The 14,141-nt window shown below is 55.1% G+C and carries 14 protein-coding genes; 7 read left to right on the top strand and 7 right to left on the bottom strand.

All coding sequences use genetic code 11. The features are described from left to right. Window positions 1-53 precede the first annotated feature (53 nt). From ACI48J_RS05610 to ACI48J_RS05600, 3 genes are all read left to right on the top strand, one after another. Window positions 54-572, top strand: coding sequence for a DUF5317 domain-containing protein (locus ACI48J_RS05610; RefSeq protein ID WP_326056987.1), 519 nt, complete (start codon window positions 54-56; stop codon window positions 570-572). Next, window positions 559-2,571: a putative bifunctional diguanylate cyclase/phosphodiesterase gene (locus ACI48J_RS05605; RefSeq protein WP_405082076.1), complete on the top strand. Its 2,013-nt coding sequence runs from the start codon at window positions 559-561 to the stop codon at window positions 2,569-2,571. Before ACI48J_RS05610 ends, ACI48J_RS05605 begins: the two co-directional genes overlap by 14 nt. 305 nt (window positions 2,572-2,876) lie before the next feature. Then, entirely contained in the window at window positions 2,877-3,890 is a 1,014-nt protein-coding gene (locus ACI48J_RS05600) for an LLM class flavin-dependent oxidoreductase (protein ID WP_405082075.1), read from the top strand. 251 nt (window positions 3,891-4,141) lie between these two features. Here ACI48J_RS05600 and ACI48J_RS05595 read toward each other — a convergent pair whose 3' ends face one another. From ACI48J_RS05595 to ACI48J_RS05575, 5 genes are all read right to left on the bottom strand, one after another. Further along, window positions 4,142-5,347 (bottom strand): S-layer homology domain-containing protein, encoded by a 1,206-nt coding sequence (locus tag ACI48J_RS05595; protein WP_405082074.1) that lies wholly within the window; start codon window positions 5,345-5,347, stop codon window positions 4,142-4,144. Window positions 5,348-5,516: 169 nt separating this feature from the next. Next, window positions 5,517-6,065 (bottom strand): hypothetical protein, encoded by a 549-nt coding sequence (locus ACI48J_RS05590; RefSeq protein ID WP_405082072.1) that lies wholly within the window; start codon window positions 6,063-6,065, stop codon window positions 5,517-5,519. A gap of 119 nt (window positions 6,066-6,184) precedes the next feature. Then, complete coding sequence (locus ACI48J_RS05585) at window positions 6,185-7,714, bottom strand: DEAD/DEAH box helicase (RefSeq protein ID WP_405082070.1); 1,530 nt, start codon at window positions 7,712-7,714, stop codon at window positions 6,185-6,187. A gap of 155 nt (window positions 7,715-7,869) precedes the next feature. Further along, window positions 7,870-8,451: an RNA polymerase sigma factor gene (locus tag ACI48J_RS05580; RefSeq protein WP_326054082.1), complete on the bottom strand. Its 582-nt coding sequence runs from the start codon at window positions 8,449-8,451 to the stop codon at window positions 7,870-7,872. Window positions 8,452-8,674: 223 nt separating this feature from the next. After that, window positions 8,675-9,592 carry an alpha/beta hydrolase family protein gene (locus ACI48J_RS05575; RefSeq protein ID WP_405082068.1) on the bottom strand — a complete coding sequence of 306 codons (918 nt, stop codon included), beginning with the start codon at window positions 9,590-9,592 and terminating at the stop codon, window positions 8,675-8,677. A gap of 140 nt (window positions 9,593-9,732) precedes the next feature. Between ACI48J_RS05575 and ACI48J_RS05570 the strand changes: the two genes are divergently transcribed. Further along, a complete protein-coding gene (locus ACI48J_RS05570; RefSeq protein WP_326054086.1) occupies window positions 9,733-9,990 on the top strand; it encodes a DUF2573 family protein in 258 nt (85 codons plus the stop codon). Between the two features lie 57 nt (window positions 9,991-10,047). Further along, the gene (locus ACI48J_RS05565) at window positions 10,048-10,296 is read left to right on the top strand and encodes a YkuS family protein (protein ID WP_217558378.1); all 249 of its coding nucleotides are present in this window, start codon (window positions 10,048-10,050) and stop codon (window positions 10,294-10,296) included. 92 nt (window positions 10,297-10,388) lie between these two features. On the opposite strand, the gene ACI48J_RS05560 is transcribed toward ACI48J_RS05565, so the two are convergent. Next, complete coding sequence (locus ACI48J_RS05560; RefSeq protein WP_405082066.1) at window positions 10,389-11,165, bottom strand: SDR family NAD(P)-dependent oxidoreductase; 777 nt, start codon at window positions 11,163-11,165, stop codon at window positions 10,389-10,391. 170 nt (window positions 11,166-11,335) lie between these two features. Next, window positions 11,336-11,791 (bottom strand): chemotaxis protein CheX, encoded by a 456-nt coding sequence (locus ACI48J_RS05555; protein ID WP_009676282.1) that lies wholly within the window; start codon window positions 11,789-11,791, stop codon window positions 11,336-11,338. Between the two features lie 406 nt (window positions 11,792-12,197). Here ACI48J_RS05555 and ACI48J_RS05550 point away from each other — a divergent pair, with 406 nt between their 5' ends. Together ACI48J_RS05550 and ACI48J_RS05545 are read left to right on the top strand one after the other, a co-directional pair. Further along, window positions 12,198-12,977: a TIGR01457 family HAD-type hydrolase gene (locus tag ACI48J_RS05550; RefSeq protein WP_326054089.1), complete on the top strand. Its 780-nt coding sequence runs from the start codon at window positions 12,198-12,200 to the stop codon at window positions 12,975-12,977. A 249-nt stretch (window positions 12,978-13,226) separates the two neighbouring features. After that, a complete protein-coding gene (locus tag ACI48J_RS05545) occupies window positions 13,227-14,129 on the top strand; it encodes a LysR family transcriptional regulator (RefSeq protein WP_009676241.1) in 903 nt (300 codons plus the stop codon). The last annotated feature ends 12 nt before the right edge of the window (window positions 14,130-14,141 follow it).

The raw sequence follows: 14,141 nt of genomic DNA, 5'->3' as shown, positions 1-14,141 counted from the left end.
GCCACTTAGAGGAACTGGGCTGAGCCTGGTTCTTTTTTTATTTGGAGGTTAATATGATCTACTTCATCGTTCTGGCTGTCGTCATTACCCTTCTGTCCGGACGTAATCCGCTCTCCCTGGTAGAGAAAGTGAACTTCAAATTACCCTATCTCCTGCTCGGAAGTTTTGCCGCCCAGATCGTGATTTTCGCCGTAACGGTCCGGACAAACCGGACGTACCCCTATTGGACGGAAGCGGCCATTTTGGCTGTGCTTCTGTTTTTGTGGCTGAACCGGAAAGTTCCCGGCATCCCCCTTATTTTCCTGGGCGCTCTCTGGAACTGGACGGCTCTTGTCATACACGGAGGACTGATGCCCGTATCCGATACGGCGCTTGCATGGGCGGGACTTGCTTCCCTGCCGGAGAATGAACCCCGCCATCAGCTCATGGCCGCGTCCGCCTTCTGGTGGATGGGCGATTGGATTCCCCTTGTACGAAGAGTAATCAGCATCGGCGATATAGGAATCGGAGCCGGACTCATCCGGTTTATGCTCGGAAATTCGGTGATGAGGAGGAAGAATGAAGGACCATAACCCGTTTACTTCCCTGCTGTCGGCTCTCGGAATCCTCACCCTGATCACCGCATCGGCTTTTATCGCGCAAAACGCTTACGATCCGAAAATTTTGCTGCCTATCGCCGTCATGGTCATCGTCTTTGAAATGATGCCCCTTAAAATGCCTAACGGCACTTACTTCAGCGGGGTCACGATCGGTTTTATTCTTTCTCTCTTTGAAATGGGATTTTTTGCAAGCACTTTCTTTCTTGTCCTGAACACGCTTACGTTTTTTACGCTGCATTCCAAGCCTTTCTATAAAATAAGATGGTTCCGCTTCTTCTCTACGCTCGGCATGTACGGCATCAGTATGCTGGCTGCCTGGGGTACGGGCGTTCTGACCGCTCAGGCCCCTCTGTACGTCAAAATCGTATGCGTATTTCTCGCGTTCGAGGGAGTGAACCTCCTGCTGAGGCTCGGCATCATACGTTCGGTCACAGGTGAGCCCGTTTCCGCAGGCAAAGCCATTTATGAGGCGCGCAGTCTTCAAATCGGTATCCTGATCGCCTCGGTCGTGCTTTATAAGATGCTGAAGCAGCCCAGCTACGAACTTTTCATTTCGGAAATCGTATTCACGATCATTGCGATTAAAATCATTCATTATTTTGTTTCCGGATATTTGAAGCAGATCGATATCATTGAAGAAAGCAACAAGCGCTATAAAAAGATGGCTTATTACGACTCGGTCACGGGTCTGCCCAACCGGGCTCATTTTAACGAACGCTTGACTCAGGACATTGCCGTGGCACGGGAAACGAAGGGAAAAATCGGACTGCTCTTTCTAGATCTCGACCAGTTCAAAAATATTAACGATACCATGGGACACATCAGCGGGGACGCCCTGCTCGTTCAAGTGGCCGGACGGCTGCAAAGCTGTCTGGGACAGGACCACACGGTATCCAGGCTCGGGGGCGATGAATTTACGATTATCGTGCGGGACATTGCGGGGGCGCAGGATTGCGTTCTGGTCGCCGAAACAGTCCTTTCCGCCCTGAAAACGGGCTTTTTCCTTCAGGGTAAAGACATCTATATTACGCCGAGCATCGGCATCAGCCTGTATCCGGACAACGGATACGATTCGGAAACGATCGTGAAAAACGCGGACACCGCCATGTACAGGGCCAAGGAGCTCGGCGGCAATTTGTACTCCATGTTCACCTCCGACCTGGAAGAAAATATTGAAAAGAAACTGATCTTACAGAGAAATCTACATAAGGCGCTGGAACGCGGCGAATTCCATCTCGTCTATCAGCCCCAGCTCCAGCTGGATACGGGCCAAATTCAAGGCATGGAGGCTCTCGTCCGCTGGAACAACCGGGAGCTTGGCCTCGTATCTCCCGAAGATTTTATCCCGCTTGCGGAAGAAAGCCGGCAAATTCTTTCGATCGGCGAATGGGTGCTGAGGACAGCCTGCGAGCAAAACAAAGCCTGGCAGAACGAAGGCTTCCCGCCCGTCAGAATGGCGGTCAACTTATCTTCCATCCAGTTTGAACACGACGAACTGATCCCCACGATCCGGCGCATATTGGACGAAACCGGACTGGAAGCCCGGTGGCTGGAGCTGGAAATCACGGAGAGTCTTTTGCTCCGCAATAAAATCAAAACGATGCGTACGCTCAGGCAGCTCAAGGAACTTGGCGTTCACATCGCCATGGACGATTTCGGCGTCGGCTACTCCTCTCTCAGCTACTTGAACTACTATCCGTTCGACCGGCTTAAAATCGACAAGTCCTTCATCCATCATATGAACGACCGCACGGGAGATGAATGGATCGTCCGCACGGTCATCCAACTGGCCCACGGTCTCCATATGACAGTCGTTGCCGAGGGAGTCGAGACGGAAGAGCAGCTCGCTTATTTGAAAGAGCAGGGCTGCGATTGCATTCAGGGCTTCCTGATCAGCAAGCCCCTGGCCCCGTCCCGGCTGCGTGAAAAGCTCTGGGGCGGAAGCGGAACGCCGGATACCCGGCCGGTTTAATACGGAAGACCCGCAGGCGGCTGCGGGTCTTTTCCGTGTTCGGGCGGGTCGGGGGCGCCAAGGAACGGCATGGGCGGCGGCCCGGGAGAAAGTTTTAGGAAAGTCCCCCAGACAGCTAAGAAGCCGTCCCGCCGAATTTCATATCTTCCGGGAAAGCAATTCTCCTGCAAGAAGCCGCCTCTCCCTCACGCATCAAGGTGTATGGAACGAAAACGGACGGAACTTTGACCTTGGAACTTAATTTTGTTACAGTTAAGATTACAGTTAAATCTTTTTTGTTACAGTTACCCACAAGAGGTGAGCTTATGTTGAAATTGGGGATTCTGGATCAATCGCAAATAGCCGAAGGCCGTACGGCCTCCGACGCTCTTAAAGAAACGACCCGGCTTGCGCAGGAAGCGGACCGTCTCGGCTTCACCCGTTACTGGGTTTCGGAGCATCACGCTTCGAAATCGCTGGCCCACTCGAGCCCCGAGGTGCTCCTGGCCCATCTCGCGGCGGCGACTTCCCGCATCCGCGTGGGCTCCGGCGGCATTATGCTGCCGCATTACAGCGCCTACAAGGTCGCGGAAAACTTCCGTCTGCTGGAAGCGCTCCACCCGGGGCGGATCGACCTCGGGCTCGGCCGCGCGCCGGGCGGCATGCCCCTGGCGACTCGCGCCCTGCAGGCGGACAAATACGTCAGCATCGACCGCTATCCGGATCAGGTAGCCGATATCGCCGGCTACCTTCACGAAGCGATGCCTCCGGAGCACCCCTTCGCCGCGCTGCAGGCTTCGCCCTCCATACCGACGGCGCCGGAGGTATGGCTGCTCGGCTCCAGCGGCGAAAGCGCCCGCATCGCCGCCAGACAGGGCGCCGCGTTCGGCTTCGCCCAATTCTTCGGCAGCCCCGGCGGCGAGGAAGCCATGCGCCACTACAAGGCGCATTTCCAGCCTTCCGTGCTGGGCGACAAGCCGCGTACGCTGGCAGCCGTTCTCGCCGTCTGCGCGGATACGGAGGAAGAAGCGAACAAGCTCGCGTCAAGCACGGACTTGTACTTCCTGCGCCTGGAACGCGGCCTGGAGCTCGGGTTCTTCCCGTCCGTGGATACGGCGCTGAATTATCCGTACACGGAGTATGACCTCGCACGGATCAAAGAGCGCCGGGAACGGCGCATTGTCGGCAATCCCGAGCAGGTCAAACGCCAGCTTCATGCGGTTGCGGAAGCTTACAGCGCGGATGAACTGCTGATCGTTTCGCCCATCCACAATTTCGGCGCCCGCCTCCACTCTTACCGCCTGATCGCCGACGCCTTCGGCATGAAGGGCGAGGAGTAAAACAAGGCCGAACATGCGCCCGAAGCAGTCCGGCTTCTCTCCGCGCGGCGGGCACGCTGCGGACCAGGCCCGCTTGACCGGAACCGGCCTCGGCTTCGTCGGGGACGCTGTCCGGTCCGCGCCTTCCGACAGGCGTTTCCCGCGGCAAAATCGGATGACCGCTCAAACGATGTTCACACGGCAGCGCACCTTCATACAAAAACCCGGAGCTTGGGGACTTCCCCAGACTCCGGGCTTTTTTGTCGTGAACCCTACTTGATGATAATAGTCTCAACGACTTTATCTTTGCCTTTCAGCTCGACCGCAGTCGGCTTGACCAACCGACTTACATCGCCTTGAATCGCAACGTCGGAGGCAACCTTGTACGTTGCTTTGTCCGTATTTCCGTAGACTTGGTTCGTTACGGTAACCGTAGCGATACGGCCTTCCTTGTTCAGCGTCATCGAATCGAAAAAGCCGCTGACCTGAAGCGTGCGGTCTTCAACCGCTTTTTTCGTTACTTCGATAAAAACAACCGTGTTGTTGTACGAGCGCAGTCTGACGACATCTCCGTTTTGAAGCTGGGACGCGCTTACTTTGGCGCCGTTGCGGTAGACGAACACTTCCGGGTGCAGCGCATACGTTTTCAAGGTGCCGTTCTGGTCTAGCACCAGCGTATTCCCGCTCACGGTTCCCGTCACTTTGCCGACGGCCGTGGTCTGGTCCTGTCCCGGCATCTGGCTGTCCGTGCGATCCAGCAGCGCGGCGAGCTGAGCGCGGGTTACCGGCATATTCGGACGGAACGTGTTGTCTTCGAAACCGTCGATCAGCCCTTTCTCGATAGCGACGGCCACATAACCGACGGAGCCGGCCGGAATCTGCTTCGCATCCTTGAACGAAAGCTGCGTGTTGACTTTCGCTTTAGCCTCGGCATCCAGCTTCATCGCTTTCACGAGGAGAACCGTCGCCCAGAGGCGGTCGGCAGGCTTGGACGGCTGCACCATGTCCTCGTTTTCGCCGAACAGGTCGTTCTCAAGCGCTACGGCCACGTAGCCTACCGCCCAGTCGGGAATTTTGTTCGCATCCTTGAAGTTCAGTTTCGTCTGCTTCTCTTCGCTTGATTCCGCTTTATCGCGCAGACCCATCAGCCGGACGGCAGCCGTAATGGCTTCAATACGGGTAACCGTATTCCGCGGTTTGAACGAACCGTCTTCATAGCCTTCAAAAACACGCTTCGAAGAAAGGCTTGCAATATTTTTCAGCGCCCACTCCACGTCCGAACCCTTCAGATCGTCGAACGTAATCCGGAAATCGAAAGAGCCGTGTACGCCCCCGTTTTTGCCCTCTTTCCAGTCTTTATCCTTATCGTGGTCCTTATCCTTGCCGTTTCCGTTAGCGAATGCGGCAGTGCCTCCGCCCATTGCCATAGCGAGTACGAGTGTGGAAAGAACGGTTTTTTTCATGTTAAGTTTTTTCATCGGAAAACTCTCCTTTATGCGTGTAGGAATCAGCCCCGGCCCGGGCTGGATGAACCGGCAACTCTTCGCGAAGTATTACGGTTTACACTATAGCAATTCTTGGGGTCCCGGCTTTTTAGGGGGGTCCGTTCCAAGTACAACCGGTAAAATGATGAAAAAAAGTCCCACTCTACCGGAGAGTGAGACCAATCACGACGAAATCAGGGTCAAAACGGACATCCTTGATATGCACGATGGAAGGCAAATACGAATCCAGCGAAATCGAAACCGGCGCGAGGGATACCAATCCCGACGGCACTTCGAAGTTCCGGATATGCGTGCCCGTATGCGTTACGGCCAGTTCTTTGCCTGTCCATGCCAGTTTAAACGTCATCTGCGCCCCGACAGGCACCGTATTTTTCCATAGCAGATTCACATCCGCGGTCAGATTGTCGCCGCTTCGTGTAAAGTCGGCTCCGGTTATCGTTACATCGGGCGATACCCGCGCGTGTTTGGCGATCGCCTTTTTGCCGAGCTGATTGATTTCTTCATTGGACAACCGCACTTCGGGCTTCTTGCTCCGGATGATATCCACCAGCTGGCTTTCCAGCGAAAGTTCCGTATAAGCCAGATCAAGCTGCCGCTGCGGTTTGATATACGTTAAGAGTCCCCAGGCCGCCAGCCCCGCCGCAACGGCCAGAACGAGCAGGACCACGATTATACGCCGAATGATTTTCACGTTTATTCCCTCCTTGCCGCAATGATGCGTACCCTCTATTTACCCGGCGGACTCCAAATGAAAAAGCCGGTTCAACCCGAACCGGCTTGGAGTTCTTATACACGATGCCGCAGTTCCGGTTATTTCCCGTCTCCGTCTCTTTTGGCTTTCAGCCATTTCGGCGCGCCTTTGTTCTTGCGATCCTGGGCGGTCTCCTGCTTGCGGGCGGCCTTGCGCGAGACCGGCTGCGGCGCGGAGCCTCCGCGTGCAGCTCCGCCGCGGCCCTCGCCCGCGCCGCTGCGAGAGGCTGCGCCTGCGCCGCCGCGTCCCGTTCGGGCCGTCGCGCCGCTGCGGCCGCTTTCTCCACGGCGATCCGTGGAGAGGCGCTCCCCGTCCGCGCCGGCAGTCCCGCCGCGGCGTTCCCCCGCTTCGCCGCCGGACTCGCGCCGGGCCGGGCCCGAAACGCGGGCTGCCGTGCCCGCGCCCGCGTCGTCCCGGCGCGGCGCGCCGCGGAAGCCGCTGCGCGGGCCTTGGCCGGCGTCGACCACCCGGCCCTCGTACATCTCCTTCTCGTCGATGGAGATGCGCAGAGCCTTGCGGAACTTATCGATGATGAAACGCTCCTTCGGAGCGACGATCGAGATCACGGTTCCGCTGCGCCCCATCCTTCCGGTACGCCCTGCACGATGCAGGTAGTACTCGGCGTTAAGCGGCATGTCGAGATTGATGACATGCGTCACTTCTTCGATGTCGAGCCCGCGGGCCGCGACATCGGTAGCCAGCAGCAGTTGGAACTTGCCTTCGCGGAACGACTGCATGACGTTCGCCCGCTGCTGCTTGCCCGCCTCCCCGTAGAGCGCCTCCACGGACAAGCCGAGGTGCTGCAGCTTCGATACGACTTCAGACACGTCGGCCGTCGCATTGACGAACACCATCGCCTTGGGGGGCTCGTACAGACGGATGATCCGGCGGAGCGTGTCGATTTTATTGCGGGCTTCGCAGTTAAAAGCGAGATGCTCCAGCGTGGACGCCGTACGCTGATCCGGGTTGATCCGGATCTCGGCCGGGTCATTCATCAAGCTTTCCGCCGCTTGCCCGATCTCCGCGGGAATGGTCGCCGAGAAGAACAGCGACTGGGACGAGCGCTGCAAAGCTTTAAAGATCGAATAGACTTCTTTCATGGAGCCCAGCTCCAGCACGTGATCGACTTCGTCCACGATCAGCATGGACACATGGTGCACATTCAGCTTACGGGCCTTGATCAGCTCGTTAATGCGGCCGGGAGTTCCTATAATCAGGTGCGGAGAACCTTTTTTGAGTTTCTCTACCTGCCGGGCCAGGGCCGCTCCTCCGATCAGAGCTTGGCACTTAATGGGACCGTCGCCGATCAGATCTTCCGCCACGCGCAAAATCTGCATGCCGAGTTCCCGTGTCGGAACGATGATAGCGGCCTGGACATGCTTCGCGTTCACATCGATCCGCTGCAGGGCCGGAAGCAGAAAAGCCAGTGTTTTGCCCGTTCCCGTTTGCGACTGCACAATAGCGTCCCGTCCCGTGAGAATGAGCGGGATCGCCTCGGCCTGAACGGCCGTCGGTCTGCCTATCCCCCGTTCCTTCAACTTTTCCGCCCAGACGGGGGCGATTTGCAGCTGTTCAAAATTGTCGTACATGAAGAACCTCTTTTCTGTATACCGTTGTTGTTTGTCTACATTATACGCGAGGAAGCCCCCGGTAACAAACCGGATCACGTCAAAAAAGGATGGGCTGCGGGGCTTGACCGCTCTTCCCACCCCTTAACGGGTAGTATTAGGCCTGCATGGAACGCTTATTTCAGAAAATCCCATTCTTCCAGCAGCATTTGCCGGATCGCCTCGCGCGCACGGTAAAGACGCTGCCGGATGACGCCTTCCGTCACGTTCATCTCTTCCGCCATTTCCTTGTAAGACATGTTATGAACCACTTTCATAGCCAGTATTTGCCGGTAAGCGGGGCTGAGCTGGTTCACGTAATGGATAATCGCTTCCTGCATGATCTTCAGTTCAACCTCCTTCTCCAGCGGTGTGCTGCCGGCCTCGTAAGCCGGGGCGGTCTCCCTTAGCGTCAGCGTAATCTCCGAATCCAGCTCGTTGCGGTTGCGCTTATGCTTCTGCAGATAGTTGAGGGTCACGTTGCGGGTCAGCTTCTTGAGCCAGCCTTCATATTTCTCCGTCTCCTTCAGTTGAGGAGCCTTGTCGATAGCGCGGAGAAACGATTCCTGAATGATATCCTCGACTAAATTGTGATCCTGGAGGATGAAATAAATGGTCGGATATACCATCACATGAAATTCTTTATATATTTTTTCCTGAAGGCTTTTATCCAGGTGGAAATAATTCGATGTAAACAAATGAATCATGTACTTCGACATGAGACATCCCCCTTATGTAAACCATTCCTAAAATTCATATTAGGCTATACCGAAGGAGTTAACAATATTAAACAGCAAAAAAAATCATTATATTTAAAGAAAAAGCTTACATTTCTATCCAACCGTGCTTCTAAGTCTCATTTCGGATAAAATCAGGCGGGATACCGTCATTCTGCTCACCAAAAAAGGAGATTTTTTTCTATTTCCTTTTAGGAAAATAAAGCTATTCTCCTTCTTTTTTACTTTTCTTCCCTTCTATTTCAATTCTTTTTTGCTCCATCCAGCGGAAAACTTCGTCCAGCGCCGCTTCGTCCATTTCCTTCGGAAAACGGTGCTCCAGCCCTTCGTAAATGAGCATGGTGTGATCTTTGCCCGCATGTTCAAGCGCCGCGGCCAGCTTGTAGGCGTGGGAAATTTTAACCTGCGGATCGGCGGTTCCGTGCACGATCAGCACGGGAGACTCGATAAGATCGGCCCACCTGGCCGGAGACCTGCGGATATATTCATCCGCCTGCTTGAGGGGATGGCCGACGACCCGTTTGAGCATACGCCGCAAGTCGACCCGCTCTTCATACGTGTCGTGAAGGTCGCTGACGCCGCCCCATACGACGACGGGGCCCACTTCCTCGCAGTCTCTGGCGGCCAGCAGCGCCATAAGCGCGCCTCGTGAGAAGCCGATCAGCGAGACCGGTACGGAGGCGACTTCGGGCAGATCCCTCAGCATCAGCAGCCCGTGATACACATCGTACCGGTCCTCTCCGGCGAAGTCCTCGCGTCCTTCTCCTCCTTCGTTGCCGCGGTAGAAGGGCGCGAAAACGACATACCCCCGCCGTGCCATCGAAACGATCCGGCGGATCCGCACCATTCCGACGCGCCGGATGCCTCCCCGGCAGTAGACGACGGCCGGCAGCGGTTCCGCGTGATCCGGCACGGCGAGATAGCCTTTGACGCGAAGTCCCTGGGCCGCGTACGTCACGACGTACAGCGAGACGTTTCTCGCGTGCCTGGACAGCAGCTCCCGCTCCAGGAGCTGGCCGTCTTTAAGGCTTCCCGCTTCGTTACCGGCCGCGCGTACGGCGGGCGACAAGGTGACCGGCGAGAGGGTGCTGATTTTTTTCCCCGATTGAATGGATTCCGACATGCTTGTTCAGCCTCCTTGTATGTATATGTCCTGAATGTAGTTGCGGACCGGACCGGGACCCGTGACGAAGGAAACTTTACAGTCCCCATGGCTTCCGATAGACTGGGAGTATCTTATTTTCATACGGAAGGAAAGATCTTATGAGTCAAGAATTCGAAAACCAGTTTAACGCCCTCGTATCCAAAGCGGCCGAGCTGTTGACCGGGGACGGTTCCTCCGAAATGACCGAGAAAATAAAAATCTGGGCCGTCTATCAACACTTACATAAAGCGATGCCCGCTTTAACAAATCACTGGAACGGCTCGCACCCCGACGCCAAAACGCAAGTCCGGGCCATTTTCGAAGAAATCCGCGATCTCAACGAGAAGCAGAAGGCAAGCCGGGGCAAACCTGAATAAGAATTCGTCCACGCAGCCACAATAAGCCTGAGATCCCTTATAAAGGAGCGAAGGCATATGTCTAAAATCGCAGTCGAAGACAGCTTGTCCAGTGTGAAGCAGGCCCTGCAGAGCAGCGGCTACGAAGTTACTTCGTTGAATCAGGCGGACGGAGCGTCCTGCGTGGTCATTTCCGGTCTGGACCAGAATGTGATGGGCTTCGCGGATGCCACCACCTCCGCTTCCGTCATCAACGCTCACGGCTTAACGGACGAAGAAATCGTCCAGGAAGTCGGCAGAACGACCGGGCAGAACCAGAGCTTCTGATCGGCGCAAACCGTCCTTGGTTTTGCCGCATGGTTCCCATGGAACCGATTAAAAAAGCGATTCTCCTGCAGGAGAGCCGCTTTTTTTCTGGGTTATTTCTTGTTCAGCATGCGCTGTGCGGATTTATCCAGCAGACGGGGAAACAGCGAATACAGCTTCGTGCCGATTCCCGCGACAAAAGGCAGATCAATCTCCGCCTTCTCTTTCTCGACCGCGCGGATGATCGCTCCGGCCACCCGCTCGGGTTTCAGCATGAACCAGCTGATGTTCTTGACGTAATTCCCCGTAGGGTCCGCCCGTTCGAAGAACGGGGTATCGATCGGGCCCGGATTGACGGCGCTGAGCCGGACACCGGTTCCCGCCAGCTCCTGGCGGAGCGAATTTGTCAGGCCGAGCACGGCGTGCTTCGTCGCGGAGTATCCGGAGGACTTGGCCGATCCGATTTTGCCGGCCATCGAAGCGATATTGACGATGTGGCCCGAGCCCGATTTGACCATGGCCGGAAGAACCGCTTTCGTGCAGCGGACGATGCCCATGTAATTCACATCCATCATCTCTTCGAACTGCTCCAGCGGAGCGTCCAGAAACCGTTCGAATACTCCGAACCCCGCGTTATTGACGAGAACGTCAATCCGCCCGTATTCTGCGAAAACTTCGGCGAAAACCCGGTTCACTTCGGCCGTATCCTGCACATCGAGCCGGTACACGCCGCATACGCCGCCGATCTCCGCCGCCAGCCGCTCCAGCTTGTCCCGCGAACGTGCCATCAGAACGGGCACCGCTCCGCGCTGCGCCAACGCACGCGCGGTCTGCGCGCCTATTCCGCTGGAAGCTCCGGTGACGACGACTACTTTGCCTTCTATATTCATGGATGCGCTTCTTCCCCTTCCGATGACGCTTGTAGGCTTAGTATACCTTACGCGGCTTTTCTTCACCAGGTGGAGGCTCCTCCCGCACCACGTATCGGAGAAATTCATCAAAAAAAGACTGCTTCAACAGAAGCAGTCCTTTACCGGTTCTTCAGCCCGGTCCGGCTTAACTAAGCGAGAAGGACCTGAATATCCAGTTCGCCGATTCCGTCCATAAGCAGAGGAACCGTCAGCGCTTTCAGTGCATCCACCTCATGGACATCTCCCGTGACGACCTTAGGGGGCGTAATGTCAACCTTGATGCCCTGATTGTACAAAATCGTGCTGGCGTTGCCGCTGATCATGTTTCCGAGTTCGGAAATCGCGCTGTGTCCCATTTCGTCCAGCTCGGTCAAAATAAATCCGCCCATCATAGCGGAAACCATCCGCAGCGCCGTCGATTCTTCAAAACCGAAGCGTATGTTTCCTTGCATTTGACCGGTCATACCGATTTGTATCCATACATAACGTTCGATAAAGTAAATATCTTTGACAGACAATTTACCGGTAGTCGGACGCACGTTCGCGACTTGTTCGATGACAATCCGCGCGGATTCCAGGAAAGGATTGATGTACTCCGCTTTCATGTGCTCTTTAACCCCTTTACCAACATATAGGAACAAAAATTGTTTCACAAGGCGATAAAACCGTTCCTCCGGTTTAGGCACTCATGTCGGATTTTTCGAACTAAACTTACACATTTTTCTACATTATATAGTAAAAATCGTTGTCCGTATACTTCTTTTGTCCTATTTTTACCCCTGTCGGCTTTGAGTCTTTTTTATCATTGGACCTATAAAGCGGGACCAAACAGGAAGAGAATCGCGCGGCGGTCCTATTTCCCGTTTTTGTGATTATCCGGACACCGCGGGGTAGAGCAAATCAGTCTTTATACCCGATTAGACGCCGCCGAACCTCTTTGCACGTCATAACTGACCGCGCTTGTGAGGAAGCACTCCGTTTGGTACGATAAAAGGCGAGGTGAACAAAAGCATGCACGGATTTTTGATTGATTTGGATGGCACACTGTACAAAGGGAACGAAGCCATACCGGGCGCGAAGGAGTTTGTGGAGCTGCTCGATAAGAACGGCCTCCCTTACCTCCTTGTGACCAATAATTCGTCCCGCTCCCCGGAACACGTGGCCGGCCATTTAAACGGGATGGGCATAGACGTCGGGCCCGACCGCGTGTACACGACGGCTATGGCTTCCGTTCAGTATTTGCTCGAACACGGAAGCGGCAATCGCGTCTACTGCATCGGCGAAGAAGGACTGCAGAGCGCTCTGCTGGAAGCGGGGTTCGAGCTCACCGACAAGGAACCTGATTATGTCGTTCAAGGTATCGACCGGCAGCTGACCTACGACAAGCTGGCTTCGGCGGTCAAGCACCTGCTGGGCGGCGCCCGTTACATCCTGACGAACCCGGATCACCTGCTTCCGTCTGACAGCGGCCTGATTCCCGGAGCCGGCTCCATCGGCGCCCTCATCCGGACCGCTTCTGGCGCCAATCCGGTCGTCATCGGCAAGCCGTCGCCGGTCATTATGAACTATGCCCTGGCCCGGCTGGAACTGCAGGCGAAAGACACGTGGGTGATCGGCGACAATACCGCAACGGACATCGGCGGCGGAATATCGGCCGGCTGCCGGACAGCTCTCGTGCTGACAGGCCTTGCCACGGAGGCCAATGTCCGGGAGCACATTTCGAAGTCCGGAAACGAGCCGGATCTGATTTGCCGCGATCTGCCTCATTTTTGGAACAGTCTTGTGAAATAGCCCGGCCCGGCAGCCTGGAAATCGGACAATTCCCTTCTTACAGAGAAACGGGTACTCTCCCCTAGAAGAAGAGGCCCGTTTCTCCCCTCTTTTTGTAACCGGGATCGAAATGGTCCCTCCAATACCCGATTGTCATTTATTTACATCCAATCATTTGAACTCTCCCCGGCCATCCCTTATAATAAAAAGAAAATTAAGTTATCTCGTTATATGTTTCGATAAATTTTACTTATAATCGGAGGGCTGCCCATGAATCTCAATCAATTGGAGACGCTCATCACGATTTCCAAGACGATGAGTTTCCGTAAGGCAGGCGAACTTCTCAACCTGACGCAGCCGGCCGTGTCTGCGCAGATTAGAAGCTTGGAAGAAGAGTTCGGGACGATTCTGATCGACCGCAACCAGCCTGTGACACTGACGGACAGCGGCAAGCTGTTCCTGGAGCACGCGGAAAGAATCCTCCGCACTGTCGAGGATTTGAAACAGCGGTTGGCCGATCTGAGCCAGACTCCCCAGGGCCATATCCATATCGGGACAACCACGTCCATTGCCATGCAAATTTTACCGCGGGTGCTGTTTTATTTTCAGGACCAGTTCCCTTTAATCAAAACCACCATTCATTCCATGACCTCTTCGCAAATTATGGCCAGTGTCGACAACGGCAGTGTAGATATCGGCATTTCGTATCTCTACGAAAAGTATCCGTCTCTGGAAGCTTCCGTCCTGTACTACGACACGTTCGAACTCATCGTATCCACCAGTCATCCGCTAAGCCGGTACTCTCATATTTCCATCGAGAAGCTGCGCAATCTGCCCTTTATCATGCTGTCGCCGGAAACGGCGGGACGCCGGTTCGTCGATCAGGTGTTCAAAACGTACGATATCAACCCGCAAATCGTGATGGAGCTGTCAAGCAGCGAAGAAGTCAAACGGATGGTCGAGCTGAATCTCGGCGCCGCCATCATCTCGAAGTTGTCTGTCGTCAACGATCTCGACCACGGTACGCTGAAAATGCTGAAAGTAGACGAGTTAGATATTACTCATCCCGTCGGCGTTGTCTACAAATCCGGCCGCTACCTCAATTCCGCGATGCACCAGTTCCTGCAGGATTTGAAAGGAATGCCGGAAACCCAATTTCTCGGTTCCGAATAGGAGGGCTAACTT

The sequence above is a fragment of the Paenibacillus chitinolyticus genome (assembly GCF_045038035.1).
In the GTDB taxonomy this organism is placed as follows: domain Bacteria; phylum Bacillota; class Bacilli; order Paenibacillales; family NBRC-103111; genus Paenibacillus_F; species Paenibacillus_F chitinolyticus_A.
This window is presented reverse-complemented; position numbering and strand designations above follow the sequence as displayed.